The 17,033-nt window shown below is 69.5% G+C and carries 18 protein-coding genes; 9 read left to right on the top strand and 9 right to left on the bottom strand.

What is annotated here, in order from left to right; all coding sequences use genetic code 11:
- Window positions 1-49: 49 nt before the first annotated feature.
- Together B5M43_RS06450 and B5M43_RS06445 are read right to left on the bottom strand one after the other, a co-directional pair.
- The gene (locus tag B5M43_RS06450) at window positions 50-1,165 is read right to left on the bottom strand and encodes a BMP family protein (RefSeq protein ID WP_374198156.1); all 1,116 of its coding nucleotides are present in this window, start codon (window positions 1,163-1,165) and stop codon (window positions 50-52) included.
- A gap of 184 nt (window positions 1,166-1,349) precedes the next feature.
- Window positions 1,350-2,462, bottom strand: a complete 1,113-nt coding sequence (locus tag B5M43_RS06445) for a mannose-1-phosphate guanylyltransferase (RefSeq protein ID WP_134745430.1) — start codon at window positions 2,460-2,462, stop codon at window positions 1,350-1,352.
- 156 nt (window positions 2,463-2,618) lie between these two features.
- On the opposite strand from B5M43_RS06445, the gene sdhC reads away from it, so the two are divergent.
- From sdhC to B5M43_RS06400, 9 genes are all read left to right on the top strand, one after another.
- A complete protein-coding gene (gene sdhC, locus B5M43_RS06440) occupies window positions 2,619-3,053 on the top strand; it encodes a succinate dehydrogenase, cytochrome b556 subunit (protein ID WP_082543041.1) in 435 nt (144 codons plus the stop codon).
- Window positions 3,053-3,511 carry a succinate dehydrogenase, hydrophobic membrane anchor protein gene (sdhD, locus tag B5M43_RS06435; protein WP_055990428.1) on the top strand — a complete coding sequence of 153 codons (459 nt, stop codon included), beginning with the start codon at window positions 3,053-3,055 and terminating at the stop codon, window positions 3,509-3,511. Before sdhC ends, sdhD begins: the two co-directional genes overlap by 1 nt.
- A gap of 20 nt (window positions 3,512-3,531) precedes the next feature.
- Window positions 3,532-5,358, top strand: coding sequence for a succinate dehydrogenase flavoprotein subunit (sdhA, locus tag B5M43_RS06430; RefSeq protein ID WP_055990431.1), 1,827 nt, complete (start codon window positions 3,532-3,534; stop codon window positions 5,356-5,358).
- Window positions 5,358-6,173: a succinate dehydrogenase iron-sulfur subunit gene (locus tag B5M43_RS06425; protein ID WP_134745431.1), complete on the top strand. Its 816-nt coding sequence runs from the start codon at window positions 5,358-5,360 to the stop codon at window positions 6,171-6,173. The genes sdhA and B5M43_RS06425 overlap by 1 nt, the downstream gene beginning before the upstream one ends.
- Window positions 6,174-6,310: 137 nt before the next feature.
- Window positions 6,311-7,795: a Rieske 2Fe-2S domain-containing protein gene (locus B5M43_RS06420; protein ID WP_134745432.1), complete on the top strand. Its 1,485-nt coding sequence runs from the start codon at window positions 6,311-6,313 to the stop codon at window positions 7,793-7,795.
- Complete coding sequence (locus tag B5M43_RS06415; RefSeq protein ID WP_055990437.1) at window positions 7,792-8,379, top strand: 3-phenylpropionate/cinnamic acid dioxygenase subunit beta; 588 nt, start codon at window positions 7,792-7,794, stop codon at window positions 8,377-8,379. Before B5M43_RS06420 ends, B5M43_RS06415 begins: the two co-directional genes overlap by 4 nt.
- Complete coding sequence (locus tag B5M43_RS06410; protein ID WP_055990440.1) at window positions 8,376-8,696, top strand: hypothetical protein; 321 nt, start codon at window positions 8,376-8,378, stop codon at window positions 8,694-8,696. The genes B5M43_RS06415 and B5M43_RS06410 overlap by 4 nt, the downstream gene beginning before the upstream one ends.
- Window positions 8,697-8,707: 11 nt before the next feature.
- A complete protein-coding gene (locus B5M43_RS06405) occupies window positions 8,708-8,908 on the top strand; it encodes a ferredoxin (protein ID WP_055990443.1) in 201 nt (66 codons plus the stop codon).
- Window positions 8,905-10,131, top strand: coding sequence for an NAD(P)/FAD-dependent oxidoreductase (locus B5M43_RS06400; RefSeq protein ID WP_134745433.1), 1,227 nt, complete (start codon window positions 8,905-8,907; stop codon window positions 10,129-10,131). The genes B5M43_RS06405 and B5M43_RS06400 overlap by 4 nt, the downstream gene beginning before the upstream one ends.
- 27 nt (window positions 10,132-10,158) lie before the next feature.
- Here the strand turns inward: B5M43_RS06400 and B5M43_RS06395 are convergent, their stop codons facing one another.
- The 7 genes from B5M43_RS06395 to B5M43_RS06365 all read right to left on the bottom strand — a co-directional run bounded on the left by B5M43_RS06395 (window position 10,159) and on the right by B5M43_RS06365 (window position 16,969).
- Window positions 10,159-10,953, bottom strand: a complete 795-nt coding sequence (locus tag B5M43_RS06395) for an IclR family transcriptional regulator (RefSeq protein WP_055990449.1) — start codon at window positions 10,951-10,953, stop codon at window positions 10,159-10,161.
- Between the two features lie 70 nt (window positions 10,954-11,023).
- Window positions 11,024-11,764 (bottom strand): class II aldolase/adducin family protein, encoded by a 741-nt coding sequence (locus B5M43_RS06390; protein ID WP_230667726.1) that lies wholly within the window; start codon window positions 11,762-11,764, stop codon window positions 11,024-11,026.
- The gene (hcaB, locus tag B5M43_RS06385) at window positions 11,761-12,552 is read right to left on the bottom strand and encodes a 3-(cis-5,6-dihydroxycyclohexa-1,3-dien-1-yl)propanoate dehydrogenase (protein ID WP_055990451.1); all 792 of its coding nucleotides are present in this window, start codon (window positions 12,550-12,552) and stop codon (window positions 11,761-11,763) included. Before hcaB ends, B5M43_RS06390 begins: the two co-directional genes overlap by 4 nt.
- Window positions 12,545-13,534, bottom strand: coding sequence for an ABC transporter substrate-binding protein (locus B5M43_RS06380; protein ID WP_134745434.1), 990 nt, complete (start codon window positions 13,532-13,534; stop codon window positions 12,545-12,547). The genes hcaB and B5M43_RS06380 overlap by 8 nt, the downstream gene beginning before the upstream one ends.
- The gene (locus tag B5M43_RS06375; protein WP_055990697.1) at window positions 13,531-14,232 is read right to left on the bottom strand and encodes a class II aldolase/adducin family protein; all 702 of its coding nucleotides are present in this window, start codon (window positions 14,230-14,232) and stop codon (window positions 13,531-13,533) included. Before B5M43_RS06375 ends, B5M43_RS06380 begins: the two co-directional genes overlap by 4 nt.
- A gap of 38 nt (window positions 14,233-14,270) precedes the next feature.
- Entirely contained in the window at window positions 14,271-15,659 is a 1,389-nt protein-coding gene (locus B5M43_RS06370; RefSeq protein WP_134745435.1) for an SLC13 family permease, read from the bottom strand.
- A 149-nt stretch (window positions 15,660-15,808) separates the two neighbouring features.
- Window positions 15,809-16,969, bottom strand: a complete 1,161-nt coding sequence (locus tag B5M43_RS06365) for an MFS transporter (protein WP_134745436.1) — start codon at window positions 16,967-16,969, stop codon at window positions 15,809-15,811.
- Between the last annotated feature and the right edge of the window lie 64 nt (window positions 16,970-17,033).

The following is a 17,033-nucleotide window of genomic DNA, read 5'->3' as shown; positions in this document are numbered from 1 at the left end:
GCGACCGGACCGTCCAGGTCCGATCGCCCCGCGTGCGGCGTGCTGAGGCTTACGGCGAGTTCTCCGACTCGACCGTGATCTCGCCGGCGATGATCGCCTCCTGCAGGGCGGCGATCTCGTCGAGCGTGCCCTCGGGCAGCTCGGCCTCGAAGTCGTGGAAGCTCGACAGCGCGACGCCGCCGTTCTCCAGCGTGCCGATGTAGGGGGCCGGGTCGAACTCGCCCGCGGCGGCCGCCTTGGTGGCGTCGTACACGGCCTGGTCGATCGCCTTCATGATCGACACGAGCGTGATGTCCGCGAGGTCCGGGTCCTTGACCGCGAGGTCGCTGTCCACACCCATGAGCAGCACGTCCTGGCCGCCGTCGCGGATGGCGGCCGCGGCGCTGGTGTAGATGGGGCCGCCGACGGGCAGGATCACGTCGACGCCCTGGTCGAGGATGCCCTGCGCGGTCTGGCGCGCGACGTCGTTGGCCTCGAAGCCGCCCGTGAACGAGCCGCTCTGCGCCTCGGCGTCCCAGCCCACGACCTCGACCGCGGCGCCCTTGTCCTCGTTGTACTTCTCGACGCCGAGCTGGAAGCCGTCCATGAACACGGCGACCGACGGGATCTGCATGCCGCCGAAGGTGCCGACCTTGTTCACACCGCTCTCGGCCGACCACGCCGCCGCGGCGTAGCCGCCCAGGTACGCGGCCTCGGCCGTGTTGAAGACGAGCGGCTTGATGTTCGGCGCGTCGGTGGTGCCGTCGAAGTCGGTGTCCGCGTAGTCGTCGATGATCGCGTAGTCGACCTCGGGGTTGGCGTTCGCCGACTCCACGGTCGCGGCGGCCAGGTTGAAGCCGACGGAGATGATCAGCGAGCAGCCGTTCGAGACGAGCGTCTCGAGGTTCGGCGCGTAGTCGTTCGCGCTGGTCGACTCCATCTCCTGGGCCTCGACGCCGAGCTCCTCCGCGATGCGGTCCATGCCCTCCTTGGCCGACTGGTTGAAGGAGCGGTCGTTCCAGCCACCCTCGTCCGAGATGAGGCAGGGGATGAAGTCGTCGGCGGGCTCCGGAGCGGCCGAGCCGCCGGGGGTCTCCTCCTCGGGCGCCGCGCCGCAGCCGGCGAGCAGGATCGCCGTGCCGGCGATCGCGAGGCCGGCGAGCGCGGCCTTCCGGGTGGTCCTGATCACACTGTCCTCCATGAAGAACGTCGGCCCCGGACGTGCGGGGGCGCTATGCGGCCCCGCATGGGCGCGGGGCGATACGCTCACGCTACATAACGTCGACCGAGCATTCCGCCCAGAGCAGGGCCCCGAAACGCGATAGTTACAAAACCGCCTCGCGCGGCGCGCTCACGCCGGCGTCCGCGGGTCAGAGGACGCTGTCGCGTCCGTCCTCGTGCAGGCGGCCCACGACGCTCTTCACGCGCTGCGCGTGCTCGCTCGTCGTGACGAGGAGGGCGTCGTCCGTGTCCACCACGATCAGCCCCTCGACGCCGACGACCGCGATCACGCGGTTGGTCTGCGAGACGACCAGCCCCGTGGACTCGTCGACCAGCACCTTGTCGTTCTGACCGAGGATCGACATCGTGTCCGGCCGGCCGCCGGAGATGAGCTTCGCCAGGCTCGCGAAGTCCCCCACGTCGTCCCAGTCGAAGTGGCCGGGGATGACCGCCAGGCGACCCTTGGCCGCGGCCGGCTCGGCGACCGCGTAGTCGATCGCGATCTTCTTCAGCCCGGGCCAGACCCGGTCGCACACCTCGGCGCGGCGATCGGTGTCCCACGCCCGCGCGATCTCGAGCAGGCCGGCGTGCAGCTCGGGCTCGTTCGCGGCGAGCTCCTCCAGCAGGACGTCGGCCCGCGAGATGAACATGCCCGCGTTCCACAGGTAGTTGCGGTCCGCGTAGTAGCGGCGCGCGGTCTCGAGGTCGGGCTTCTCCACGAAGCTCTCCACGATGGCCGCCATCGGCGCGCCGTCGACGTCGATCTCGTCGCCCTTCTTGATGTAGCCGAAGCCGACCGACGCCTCGCTCGGCGCGATGCCGATCGTGCAGATGTAGCCCGCGCGCGCGGCCGCGACGGCCTGCTGCACCGAGAACTCGAACGCGCGCTGCCGCGTGATGTGGTGGTCGGCGGCGAAGGAGCCGATGATCACGCCGGGCTCGCGCTGCTCCAGGATGGCGGCGGCGAGGCCGATGGCCGCGGCCGACTCGCGCGGCGACGCCTCGATGAAGACGTTCGCCAGCGGGATCTCCGGGAGCTCCTCCTCCACGCGGGACTCGTGCGCGCTGCCCGTGACGACCGCGATGCGGTCCGGTCCGGTCAGCGGCAGCAGACGGTCCCACGTGTTCCGCAGCAGCGACACTCCCGAACCGGTGAGGTCGTGAAGGAACTTGGGCGCCTCGGCGCGGGACAGGGGCCACAGGCGCGAGCCGACTCCCCCTGCGGGGATGACGGCGTAGAAGTCCTCGATCTCAGCAGGCATGGCTTCCACGCTACCGGTTCCCATTTCTCTCGACGTCGAGAGAGTTAGGTTCGCCTTCATCGCGGAACCGCGCGCGCCGCAATAGAGTTGGGGTGCCTACGGCCCGCCCCGCGCGCCATCCGGGCGACGACCTCGCAACGATCAGGGAGGAACGACGTGTCCGCTCCTACGCGTCTGACATTGTCGGTGGCGGAGACCACCTCGAGGGTCCCCCGGGGCACCCTCTACCGCGGCCGTGAGGGCATGTGGTCCTGGGTGCTCCACCGCATCACCGGCGTGGCCATCTTCTTCTTCCTGCTCGTGCACGTGCTCGACACCGCGCTCATCCGGGTCTCCCCCGAGGCGTACGACGCGGTGATCGGCACCTACAAGCACCCGATCATGGGCCTCGGCGAGATTGCCCTCGTCGGCGCGATCGCGTTCCACGCCTTCAACGGCCTGCGCATCATCCTGGTCGACTTCTGGGCGCGCGGCGCGCAGTACCAGCGCCAGCTCTTCTGGGGCGTCATCGCCGTCTGGGTCGTCGTGATGGCCGGCTTCGTGCCCCGCCAGCTGATCAACACGTTCTCGCACATCGGAGGGGGCCACTGATGACCGCCGACACCCTGGCCGCGCCCCGCGCGCCGCACAGCGCCCCCCGCAACAAGGGCGTGAACCTCGAGAAGTGGGGCTGGATCTACATGCGCGTCTCGGGCGTGCTGCTGGTCGTGCTGATCTTCGGACACCTCTTCGTGAACCTCGTCGCCCCCGAGGGCGGCGTGCACGCGCTGAACTTCGCGTTCGTCGCCGGCAAGTTCGCCTCGCCGTTCTGGCAGTGGTGGGACGTCCTGATGCTGTGGCTGGCGTTCATCCACGGCGCGAACGGCATGCGCACGATCGTGAACGACTACGTGCACAACGCGAAGGTCCGCTCGGCGCTGGTGTGGGTCATCTGGATCGCCGCCGCCGTGATGATCGTGCTCGGCACGCTCGTGGTGTTCACGTTCGACCCGTGCCTGGGCGTCACGCCCGACAGCACGCTGTGGGACATGTGCCAGGCGCAGGCCTGACGGAAGAACGAATAAGGGATATGGCAACGCAGACCAGCGAGTCCGTCGTGCGCGACGGCGTCCACTACCACCAGTTCGACATCGTCATCGTGGGCGCCGGCGGCGCTGGCATGCGCGCGGCGATCGAGGCCGGCCCCGGCGCGAAGACCGCCGTGATCACGAAGCTCTACCCCACCCGCTCGCACACGGGCGCGGCGCAGGGCGGCATGGCCGCGGCGCTCGCGAACGTCGAGGAGGACTCGTGGGAGTGGCACACCTTCGACACGGTCAAGGGCGGCGACTACCTCGTCGACCAGGACGCCGCGGAGATCCTCGCCAAGGAGGCCATCGACGCGGTCATCGACCTCGAGAACATGGGTCTGCCGTTCAACCGGACGCCCGACGGCAAGATCGACCAGCGCCGCTTCGGCGGCCACACCGCCGAGCACGGCAAGAGCCCGGTGCGCCGCGCGTGCTACGCCGCCGACCGCACGGGGCACATGATCCTGCAGACGCTGTTCCAGAACTGCGTCAAGCTCGGCATCAACTTCTTCAACGAGTTCTACGCGCTCGACCTCATCACGGTGAAGGACGCCGACGGGAAGACGCAGATCGCGGGCGTCGTCGCGTACGAGCTGGCCACGGGCGACCTGCACGTCTTCCACTCGAAGGCCGTCATCTTCGCGACCGGCGGCTTCGGGAAGATCTTCAAGACCACGTCCAACGCGCACACCCTCACGGGCGACGGCGTCGGCATCGTGTGGCGCAAGGGCCTGCCGCTCGAGGACGTCGAGTTCTTCCAGTTCCACCCGACCGGCCTGGCGGGCCTGGGCATCCTGCTCACCGAGGGCGCCCGCGGCGAGGGCGCCATCCTGCGCAACGCCTCCGGTGAGCGCTTCATGGAGCGCTACGCCCCCACGATCAAGGACCTCGCGCCGCGCGACATCGTCGCGCGCTGCATGGTGCAGGAGGTCCGCGAGGGCCGCGGCGCAGGCCCCAACAAGGACTACGTGCTGCTCGACTGCACGCACCTGGGCGCCGAGGTGCTCGAGACCAAGCTCCCGGACATCACGGAGTTCGCGCGCACGTACCTCGGCATCGACCCGGTCGTCGAGCCGGTGCCCGTGATGCCGACCGCGCACTACGCGATGGGCGGCATCCCGACCAACAACGACGCCGAGGTGCTGGCCGACAACGAGACCGTCGTCCCCGGCCTGTACGCCGCCGGCGAGTGCGCCTGCGTGTCGGTGCACGGCGCCAACCGCCTCGGCACCAACTCGCTGCTCGACATCAACGTGTTCGGCAAGCGCGCCGGACGCAACGCAGTCGAGTACGTGAAGAGCGCCGACTTCGTGCCGCTGCCCGCGGACCCCGCCGCGGGCGTCCGCGACATGATCGAGGGCATCCGCTCCGCCAAGGGCACCGAGCGCATCTCCGACATCCGCAAGAAGCTGCAGGAGGAGATGGACGACAAGGCCCAGGTGTTCCGCACCGAGGAGAGCCTGACGGACGTCCTGGGCACGATCGCGGAGCTGCGCGACCGCTACCGCAACATCTACGTGGACGACAAGGGCAAGCGGTACAACACCGACCTGCTCGAGGCCGTGGAGCTGGGCTTCCTGCTCGACATCGCCGAGATCGTCGCCTACGCGGCCCGCAACCGCCGCGAGAGCCGCGGCGGCCACATGCGCGAGGACTACCAGGCGCGCGACGACGAGCAGTACATGAAGCACACGATGGCGTACCTCACGGGCGACCCGCACTCGTCGAACCCCGAGGACCACATCAAGCTGGACTGGAAGCCGGTCGTATTCACCAAGAACGAGAAGGGCGAGTTCGTCTACCCGCCCCTGGAGAGGAAGTACTGATGGCCGCCGCCGTCGTGACCGAGGACACCGCCGCTCCCGCGCCCGCCGAGTCGAACGACTCCGGCATCCAGTCGTATCTCGTCACGTTCATCATCCGCCGCTTCGACCCCGAGGTCGACAGCGAGCCGCGCTGGGTGGACTACGACGTCGAGATGTACTCGACCGACCGCGTGCTCGACGCCCTGCACCGCATCAAGTGGGACCAGGACGGATCGCTCGCGTTCCGCCGCTCGTGCGCCCACGGCATCTGCGGCTCGGACGCCATGCGCATCAACGGCCGCAACCGCCTCGCCTGCAAGACGCTGATCAAGGACCTCGACATCTCGAAGCCGATCTACGTCGAGGCGATCAAGGGCCTGCCGCTCGAGAAGGACCTCATCGTCGACATGGACCCGTTCTTCGCGGCCTACCGCGAGGTCCAGCCCTTCCTGCAGGCGAACTCGGTGCCCGAGAAGGGCAAGGAGCGCGTGCAGTCCGTGTCCGACCGCGCGATCTTCGACGACACCACCAAGTGCATCCTGTGCGCCGCGTGCACCTCGTCGTGCCCCGTGTTCTGGACGGACGGCCAGTACTTCGGCCCCGCAGCGATCGTCAACGCGCACCGCTTCATCTTCGACTCGCGCGACGACGCGGGCGACGTGCGCCTGGACATCCTGAACGACAAGGAGGGCGTGTGGCGCTGCCGCACGACCTTCAACTGCACCGAGGCGTGCCCGCGCGGCATCGAGATCACGAAGGCGATCGCCGACGTGAAGCAGGCGCTCGTCCGCGGCACCGACGCGCAGAAGAAGGCGCTGAAGATCCTGCACGCCTGACGCCTCCTCGCTCGTCAAGGGCCCGTGGCTGATGCCACGGGCCCTTTCGCATGCCCGGGCTGGTGTCTCTCCGGATCTCGCGGTACAGTTTCTGCAGAGCAGATTTCGTTTCTGCAGATGACCGTGAAGGATTGGCGATGACGACAAGCCCCACCATCTACGACGAGGTGCGCAACGGCATGCTGCCCGCGCACATCTACAACGATGCCGAGATCTTCGAACGCGAACGCAGGAACCTCTTCAGCCGCGCGTGGCTGTTCGTCGGCCACGAGTCGGAGATTCCCCAGCCGGGCGATTACGTCGTCCGCAAGGTGCTGGACGACTCGTTCATCGTGGTGCGAGACGAGAAGGGCGAGATCCGCGCCCACTTCAACATGTGTCTGCACCGCGGCATGCAGGTGTGCCGTGCGGAGATGGGCAACGCCTCGCACTTCCGCTGCCCTTATCACGGCTGGTCCTACCGCAACGACGGCCGGATCGTGGGACTGCCGTTCCATCAGGAGGCGTACGGCGGCGAAGAGGGCTTCAGCCGCAAGGGGGCCCGCCTCCTTCCGGCGCCGAACCTCGACACGTACAACGGGTTGATCTTCATCAGCATGGATCCGGACGCACCGAGTCTCCCCGACTACCTCGGCGACTTCGCGTTCTTCCTCGACTTCTACACGAAGCAGTCCGCCGCGGGCATCGAGCTGCGGGGCCCGCAACGCTGGCGCGTGAACGCCAACTGGAAGATCGGCGCCGAGAACTTCGCGGGCGACATGTACCACACGCCCCAGACGCACACGTCCGTCGTGGAGATCGGCCTGTTCCGCGAGCCGAAGGCCGAGAAGCGCAAGGACGGCAACACGTACTGGGCCGGAAACGGCGGCGGCACCACCTACAAACTGCCGCCGGGGACGCTCGAGGAGCGGCTGCGCTACGTCGGATATCCCGACGACATGATCGAGCGGATGAAGCAGACCTGGTCGCAGGAGCAGCTCGATGTGATCGGCGACAACGGATTCATGATCTCGGCCGCATCCGTCTTCCCGAACATGAGCCTGGTGCACAACTGGCCCAAGGTGGAGGACGGCGACGATGTGCTCCCCTTCATCTCGCTGCGCACCTGGGTGCCGATCAGCGAGTGCGAGACCGAGGTCTACTCGTGGTTCGCGGTCGCGGCCGATGCGCCCGAGGAGTTCAAGGAGCTCAGCTACAAGGCGTACCTCATGTGCTTCGGCTCGACCGGCATGTTCGAGCAGGACGACGTCGAGAACTGGGTGTCGCTGACGAACACCGCCAAGGGCGCGATGGCGAGGCGCCTGCTGCTGAACAGCCGCATGGGCATGCTGAAGGACGGCAGCCCCGTCGTGGAGCCGCTCGGCGACGACGAGTGGGCGGGGCCCGGCGTCGCGCACGTCGGATACGGCGAGTACAACCAGCGTCACCTGCTCGAGCGCTGGGCCGACTACGTGGAGGCGGATGCGCCGGAGCCGCAGCGGCCGATCGGACTGGGCGGGGTGCGACTGACGCCCTCGGCGGCGGCCGCCGCCGCGGCGGGCGACTGCGCGACCGGTGATTCCTGCGACGCGGGCACCGCGGCCGGCGACGGCTCGGTGGACACGGAAGGAGTGACGGCATGACGTTCGTCGGAGCGGAGCTGTCCGCGGAGTCCGTGCTGAATCGGGGCGCGACGCAGGCCCGCAAGGTCGGACCGTCGCTGTCCTTCGGGGACGCGCGGCACCTCGAGCTGTCGCGCTGGCTGGTCGAGGAGGCGTACACGCTCGACGACCAGCGGTACGAGGACTGGCTCGCCACCATCGCGGACGATGTGCACTACCTCATGCCCGTGCGGGTCACGACCGCCCTCGGCGCGGGCTACACGACCTCTCCGGGCATGGCGCACTGGGACGAGAACAAGTACTCCCTGAGTCGCCGCGTAGCGCGGTTTCTCACCGAGCACGCGTGGACCGAGGATCCCCCGTCCCGCCTGCGGCACTACGTCACCAACGTGCGCACGTTCGAGACCGACGTGGAGGGCGAGCTCATCGTCGACTCCGCCGTGCTGCTGTTCCGCAGCCGCAGCGACACGAATCCCGCGTCGATCCTGTCCGCGCAGCGCGAGGACGTCCTGCGGTGCACGGAGGACGGCTACGTGCTGGCGCGACGTGTGATCATGATCGACGAGTCGGTGCTGCGCACCCAGAACCTGGCGATCTTCCTATGACTCTCGAATGGGAAGGCGAGGACATCGATCGCGCCGCCGCGCACCGCGCGTACGAGGCGCATCAGCGGCTCGTCGAGCGCACGATCGGCGTGCCGCTGACGATCGCAAACGAATTCAGCGAGATCCGTGTATCGCACGTGGAGACCCGAAACGGTGCGCGCCTGCTGATCGAGTCGCCGAAGTCGGGCCAGTGGATCGCCCTCGACCCGCTCGAGCTCGAAGCGCTCACGTGGCAGACGACGCAGACCTTCTCGGCGATGATCGCGTCGCCGTACGAGCCCATGTTCCCGGAGCCGGCACAGTCGCCGGCGGAGTGAGAGGTGATGAGATGACCGCCATTGTGAAGGCCGACCTCGGCGCCTGCCAGGGCTACGCGAACTGCGTGGTCGGCGCCTCGGACTACTTCGACATCGACGACGACGGCGTGGTCGTGCTGCTGCAGACGGACGTCCCGGACGCGGAGCTGACGCGCGTCGAGGAGGCGGCCCGCAGCTGCCCGGTGTCGGCGCTGAAGGTGATCCGGGGATGACCAGGATCGTCATCGTCGGCGCCTCGGTCGGCGGTGTGAAGACGGCGCAGGGTCTGCGCTCCGGAGGATTCGACGGCGAGATCGTCGTGGTCGAGAAGGAGGACGTCGCGCACCCGTACGACAAGCCGCCCCTGTCGAAGGCCTACCTCACATCGCCGGACGACCTCGGCGCGATCCGGCTGATCGATCAGGAAGACCTCGCCGCGATCGACGCGTCCTGGCGCTTCGGCGTCGCCGCGACGGGGCTCGACCCTGCGGCGAAGGAGCTGCTGCTCGAGGACGGCGAGCGGCTGGCGTACGACGCACTGGTGATCGCAACCGGATCCCGCGCGCGCACGTCACCGTGGGGCGAGGGGCCGGGCATCCATGTGCTGCGCACGACCGCCGACGCACACGCGCTGCGTTCCGCGCTGCAGCCGGGCCGTCGTCTCGTGATCGTGGGCGGCGGGTTCATCGGCGCGGAGGTCGCGGCGACCGCACGCAAGGCCGGCGTCGACGTGACGATCGTCGATCCGCTGCCCGCGCCGATGTCCCGCGTGCTCAACGAGGACGTCGGGCGGATCTTCCTCGACAAGCACGCCGCCGAGGGGGTCCGGACGCGTTTTGGGACGGGCGTCGACGGTGTCGAGCGCGTCGGCCGGGAGCTCGAGGTCCGCCTCTCAGATGGCGAGCGGATCACCGCTGACGCGCTGCTCGTGGGCATCGGCGCCGTCGTCAACACCGAGTGGCTCGAGGGATCCGGGCTCGTTGTCGACAACGGCATCGTCACGGACGGCCGGCTCCGCGCGATCGGCGCCGCGGACGTGTTCGTCGTCGGCGATGTCTGCCGCTGGCAGCATGAGGACGGGTCGGGCTCGACCCGCCTGGAGCACTGGACGAGCGCCGCGGATCAGGCGCGTCTCGTCGCGCACAACCTGCTCTCCCCGGCGGAGGCGCGCGCGTATGTGCCGGTCGAGTACGTCTGGAGCGACCAGTACGACTGGAAGATTCAGGTGGTTGGCCGCACGGGCTCCGCCGAATCGCAGCTGATCGGCGACCCCGCGCACGATCGCTTCGCCGTCGTGTACTCCGACGGCGCGCGCGTGTCGGGCGCCGTCATCGTGAACTGGCCGCGCGCGCTCATCGCCGCCCGCCGCGCGGTGGCCGATCGAGGCGACGCGGATGCGCTCGTGACGATGCTGACGGAGATCACCGCCGGGGCGCCGGCGCCCGTCGTCTCCTGAACGGATCGGCTGCGCGTCGCGCACTCCTCAGAGCGCCGTGATGGCGCTCTCGTCGATCGCCGACGCGAGCCGCTCGCCGAGGCGGGCGCGCGTGGTGTCGTCCATGCGGCTTGCGGGGACGGAGACGTTGATCGCGAGCCGCATCGGCAGGGCACCGGCGGGGAACGCGGCCGCGACCGAGCACACGCCGTGCTCGCTCTCCTCGTCACCCACGGCGTACCCGCGGCGGCGGACCTCTTCCAAGGCGCGCTCCAGCTCGGGGAGCCGTCGGATCGACTTCTCCGTCAGCGTCTCGAGCTCCTCACCGGGGAACGTCCTGTGCAGCTCGTCGGCCGACAGCGACGCGAGCATCGACTTCCCGGACGACGTGCAGTTGGCGGGCATGGTCCGCCCGAGGCGCGACGCCACCCGCACGGCCTGGGGGCTCTCGATGGCGTCGATGAAACGCACCTGCGCGCCGTCGAGCGTCGCGAGGTGCACCGTCTCGCGGAACTCCTCGTTCAGCCGACGCAGCAGCGGGCGCACGGCCTCGCGCACGTCGAACCGCTGCAGGATCGCGAACGACACGCTCGAGAGCGCCCCGCCGGCCCGATAGGTCTTCGACGCCGCATCCTGGCGCACGAACCCGCGATACTGCAGCATCGCGAGCAGCCGGTGCGCGGTCGACGATGCGACACCGAGTGCCTCCGCCACCTCGGTCAGCCGCAGCTCGGGCCGCGCGCCGAGGAGATGGATGATCTTGAGTGCGTTGTCGACCGACTCGATCGGGTACTGCGGCGCGGGGCCGCTCGCCGGGAGGTCGACCGTACCGCTCTTCTTCATGACAGAAATCCTATGCGCGGCGCGGAGAGTCGCGGCCGGGCGTTCCGGACACTCGGCGCGGCGCGGTGGCTCATTCCGTGCGGACGACGCCCCGCAGCCGGGCGAGCTCATGCCGCCAGGCCGTGGCCGTGTTGAAACCGGTGCCGAGGTCCGGCAGCTCGGCCATGTCCGTCTCGGGAAGATCGACGATCTCTCCTCCCGCCGACGCGACAACGAGCGACAGACCCGCCAGGATGTCGACGCTGATCGCCTGCAGCACCGCCTGCTCGACGCCGGCGGCCGCGCTGGTGATGCCGTGCCCGCGCAGCACCACCAGCGGGCGCTCGCCCATCGCGTCCGCCATCTCGGCCGCCAACGTCCGGTTGCGGACGAGGACGCCGCGCGCGTACACGGGCACGCCGCCGGCCGCGAGCCGCGTGCCGGGGATGTCGAACGCGCCGATGAGAGGACGGATCCGGATCCCGGCGAGATCGGCCGCCACGACGCGAGGCGGGTGAGCGTGCACCACTGCCGCCACGGCCGGCCGGCGGCGCAGCACCTCCGCGTGCAGAGGCAGTTCGTTGGGGACCGACCAGCCGTCGAGCTCACCTGGTGCCGCGGCCTCGCCTTCGAAGTCCACGAGCCGGATGTCGTCGGGCGTGGTGTACCCGAGGCCGCGCTCGTGCGGGCCGCGGCACCGCACGAGCATGATGTGCTCGCCCACGCGCAGGCTGATGTGCCCCAGGATGCCATCTGCGAGACCGCGCCCCGCCAGCACACGGCAGGCGTCCGCGATGAGCCGCCGTTCCGCCGCGAAGTCCGCCCGCATCATGCCTTGATCCCCATTCCCCCGTCGGTGTGGATGACATCCCCCGTGATCCCCCGCGCACGGTCGGACGCGAGGAACACGTAGCTCCACGCGTGATCCGCGCCGGACAGCGCGACCTTCAGCGGGACTCGCGCGGCGATGTCGTCCGCGCGGTTCGGGACGTCGCCGAGACTGCGCGCGCCGAGGCCGAGGCTGCCGACGCCGCGCAGATCCGTGCCCACCGTGCCCCCGGGCGCGATGCCGTTCACCCGGATGTCCGGCGCCAGCTCGTGCCCGAGGGCCGTCACGAGCCCGCGCACCGCGAACTTGCTCGGCACGTACAGCACGCCGCCGCGCCCCGGGTAGTACGCGGATGTCGACTCCGTCAGCAGGATCGATCCGCGCGCCTCGCGCAGCGCCGACAGCGCGGCCTTGACGGCGTGGAGTTGGCTCTTCACGTTCACGCGGAACATCTCGTCGAACGAGGCGTCGATCTGATCCGCGTCGATGTCCGAGATCCCGCGATAGAAGTCGAAGATGCCGACGCAGCTGACGAGGACGTCCAGCCCGCCGTACGCGGCCACGGTCGCGGCGACCGCCGCCTCGTTCGCCTCGCGAGTCGTCGCATCCCCCTGCACGGCGGGCACCTCCGGCAGCTCGCTCCGGAGCGCGGCGACCTTCGCCGGGTCCCGCTCCAGGACCGCGACCCGCGCCCCCTCCGCGCGGTACGCGTCGACGACGGCCCTGCCGATCCCCGACCCTGCTCCGACGATCAGCGCGCGCTTCCCCTGGAGCCACCCGACCTCAGACAATGACGCGCTCCAGCGTCTCGGGGGCGAACAGGTCCTCGGCGCGATAGCGCTCGGGCGCGAGCCCCTGCTCATGTGAGTACCGCAGGAAGGTGTCCAGCACGTGGCGATTCGCCTCCAGCCCGTACGGCCACCAGTCGTCGCCGAGTGCCTCGCGCGTGCGCTCCACCTCCGCCCACAGCCAGGGCAGGGCGAACCTCAGCGCCGCGGTCTCGTCGATCCCCGCGAGCCCCACCCGCTTGGAGAGCTCCGCGGCTTTCATCAGCTCCCGCGGCAGCCACCGGTGCTGTTCATAGACGTCGCGGCGCACCACCAGGACGTGCATGATCGGGAAGATCCCGGTGCGCGCGAAGTAGTCCCGCTCCACCGCCTCGGTGTCCGGGAACAGTCGCCGTATGCCGCCATGGCCGGGTGCGTTGTACGGGCCAGGATTGCGCGCGCTGTGGATCGCGTCGATTTCGCCGTCGAGCAGCATCTGCGACAGCGTCCGGCCTTCGGAGATCGGGGTCACGGAGACATCGTCGGGCAGGTCGAGAGCGATCTTCTCGTAACGGCCCGGCTCGTCCAGGCCCCCTGTGCGGTACGACACGGACGAGACAGGCAGCCCGTGGTGCTCCGCGAGGATGCCCCGGATCCAGACGGCGGCCGTGATCTGGTACTCGGGGACTCCGACCGCGCGGCCTGCGAGCTGCGCGGCGTCGGTGATCTCGGAGTCCTCGCGCACGTAGATCGCGCTGTGCCGGAACGCACGCGAAGGGAACACGGGGATCGCGACGAACGGCGCTCCGCGGCTCAGACTCAGCGTGTAGGACGACAGCGACATCTCGGCGATGTCGAACTCGCGGAACCGCGCCATGCTGAAGAACGTCTCCTCCACCGGGAGATCGAGGAAGTTGACCTCCGCGTCCCCGAGCCGAACAGCGCCTCGGCGCAGCAGATCCATGCGGTCGTATGCCTGACAGGCCATCGTGAAGGTCAGGCTCATCCGCGCGCTCCTTCTCCCGGCAGCCGTCGCACGAGGTAGTCCCACACGCTCGCGAGCGCGGCCTCGTGATAGATGTGCCCGCGCTTGGCGAGCGACTCCTCGGCCGCGGACCAGCTGGGCCATCCACCGGCGGCGTGCGTGAGGATCTGCTGCTCGCACGCCCGCTCGAGCAGCACGGCCGTCACGGTGGCCTCTCGGATGTCCCGGCCGACAGCGACGATGCCGTGGTTCACGAGGAACAGCGCCTTCGCCTCGCCCAGCGCCGCCGCCACCGCCGCGCCGAGTTCGCGCGTCAGGATGAGGTCGGCCGTCTGCGTGAAGCGCGGCACGGCGGGCGGAACGAACATGTTCGCGGCGTGGCTCACCGGCCGCAGCTCCTGTCCCGTCGCGGCGAGCGCGACCGCGTGGGGCGGATGCGTGTGCACGACGGCCCCCACGTCCGGACGCGCCGCCATCACCTCGGAGTGGATCGCGCACTCGCTGTGCGGCTGCCCCTCGCCCTCGACGAGGCGGCCGTCGTCGTCCACGAGATGCACGCGCGACGGCGTGATCTCGTCCAGTCCCCACCCCGCGGCCTTGATCCAGATGCCGCGGCCCTCGGGATCCCGCGCCGACGCGTGCCCCCAGACGAGATCCCCGTGCCCGGCTGCGGCGAGCACACGGGAGGACAGCGAGACCTGCTCACGCACTTCGCCCATGGAGTCGTTCCCTCTCTTCGCGATCGTCATGTCGGTGGTCATGCCAGCGACGCCGGGAGGATGAAGGCGAGCCAGGTGAAGACCGGCGCCGTGACGATCATGATCCCGCCCCACAGGAGCATGAATCGGAACAGCTTCGGGCGCTCCTCCTCCGGCGCGGTCGACAGCGTCAGAGCGCCGACCGAGGAGAACGGCATCGCGTCCACCACCGTCGCGGAGATGACGAGCGCGACCAGCACCCACGTGGCATCGATCCCGCCCATGGCGATGAACGGCACCGCGAGAGGCACCAGTACGCCGATCAGCCCGGCACTCGAGCCGAACGCCGATGTCACGGCCCCGATGAGGCACAGCAGGAACGCCGTGAGCAGCGGCGCGCCGATGTCGGCGAGTCCGCCCCCGATCCACTCGACGGTGCCGAAGCGCTGCATGGCTCCCACGAGGGTGGTGATGCCGCAGATCAGGAGGACGACGGACCAGACGATCTTCTTGTCCGCGCCGTCGAAGTAGTTCGCGAAGATCGAGTGCAGCAGGGCCGCTGCCACCAGCGTGACGAAGCCCAGATCGAAGTCGAACACGAGCGCGGCGATCGCGACGCCGATGATGACGATCAGCGTGACCACCTGATCGAGGCGGATCGGGGTCTTCGGGTGCCCGAGCAGCTCCGTGAACCCGCCCTTGGCCGGGCCACCCGCGGACGTCCCACCGGTGACCGCCGCGCCCGTCGCGCCGATCGTCGCGCCGTCCGCAGCGACGAGCACGCGCTCGCTCACCGCGACGAGCACGCGCTCGCTCACCGCGACGCGGTGGGCACGCGCATCGCGCATCAGGGTGCGCCCGCCGAAGACGAAGTAGATGACGACCGCGAGAGCCACGTTGTACCCGAGGTTGCCCAGGAACAGCGCGGTCCCCGACACGTGCAGGCCGTTGTTCTCCGCCGCCTGCTGTGCGATGATCGCGAGCCCGTTGATCGGCGAGAAGTTGCCCGCGCAGGATCCGTGCATGGTCATGAGCGCGGACATCCGCCGGCTGAGCCCGTAGCGCTCGCCGAGCCGAAGGCACAGCGGCGCGAGCATCGCGACCCCGGCCGGGCCCAGGGCGCCCGCCATGGTGGGCAGCGACGAGAAGATGAAGATCAGCCACGGGACAAGTGTCGGACGATCTCCGAACGCACGGGCAGCGCGTTCGACGATCCACTCCAGCGTCCCATTGGTCGAGGCGAGGCCGAACAGGTATGTCACGCCGACGAGCAGCACGAAGATGTCCGCGGGGAAGCCGGCCAGCACCTCCTTCGGATCCTCGCCTGCCATCGTGACGCCGATCGCGAATGTCGCGATCAGAGCGAAGATGCCGATGTTCACGGGGCGCACGGTGCCGAGTACGAACACCAGGACCAGCGCGACGACTCCGACGACGTGAATGCTCACGTTACGTCCTCTCCGCGCACGCCACTGTGCGCGTCTGTGAAGGGAGCGACAACGCCGCCGTCATCGCTTTCTGTCTTGCAGAACATGATTCTGATTGAACGAGACCGTGTCAACCCCCGCCGCTATGCCCCGTCCGCGCTCGGCGGTGCTCACCGGCCGCGGCGCGGACGGATCAGGGCGGCGAGCACTCCCGGCGCGGCCGCGGCGATCCCGCCCGCAGCCATGGCAATGGCCATCGGCGCGACGAGCGTGACCGCCGTCACGAGAAGCGGCATGGCCAGGAGCGCGCCCGCACGGAAGACGCCCGCGAACACGACGGCACTACCGCGTTGAGAATCGGGGACGGCCGCCCCCACGACCGTCGGCCCGAGCGTCAGGACCACACCCGACGCGATCCCCGCCCCGACGACGCCGGCGATCGACAGGACGGGTGCCGCGTCCGCCGCCGCGAGCGCGACGACACCCAACCCGATGGCCGCGGTCATCGCCGTGAGTGCAGGCGTGTGGCGACGGCGTGGCAGCCACCCACCGAGCAGCGCGCCGACCACGAGCCCACCGTTCGCCGTGCCGACCAGCAGCCCCACATCCGCCTCCGACCATCCGACATCGTCGAACAGCACCGGGACGAACGTGACGAGGATCGCATTGAAGCCCCCTGCCGCGAGGCTTCCCAGGGATCCGACCCTCACGTCGCGGTACCGCCAGATGCGGTTGTCGGCGCTCTTCGGCACGCGCTCGAAGAGCGGCAGCGGCGCCAACAGCGCACACAGCCCCGCGCCCAGCACAGCGACGACAGCGATCGGGACGGCTGCGGATCGCGGGCCACCGTCCGCCAGCGCGCCCGCGAGCATCGGGCCGAGCGCGCCGAGCCCGTTGGCGATGAACTGGTTGCGAGCCATTCGCGGAGCGGGTCGGGCCGCGATCCGGATCACATGCACCTGCGAGCCACTCCAGAAGCACGCTCTCGAGACACCCTGCAGGACCTGGGCGAGCACGAGCCCTGTGACCCCAGGCGCCGCCAGCACAAGGACCATCGAAGCCGCAAGCATCCCGAGGGCGCCCGCCATGATCACACGATCGGTCGCCACGCGGTACAGCGCCCCGACCGCGACGCGCGAGACGAACTGCGCCGCCGCGGAAGTCGCCCCGAGAGCAGCGATGACCGCGAGGGAGAGCCCATCCGCAATGGCGACGAACGTGAGCATGACTCCCGACGCGGCGAGCGCGAGCGCGTAGAGCCCCGTCACGACATCGATCGCGACGGAGCCCGCCTTGCCACCCTGCCCTCGAAGACCGCGCACCCTGCGCATGCTATTCCACTGTGCAGAGACGGATTCCGCGGCAGGACGTGATGTCGGGGGTCCTTGTTACGTT

This window comes from Microbacterium sp. MEC084, assembly GCF_004514465.2.
In the GTDB taxonomy this organism is placed as follows: domain Bacteria; phylum Actinomycetota; class Actinomycetes; order Actinomycetales; family Microbacteriaceae; genus Microbacterium.
This window is presented reverse-complemented; position numbering and strand designations above follow the sequence as displayed.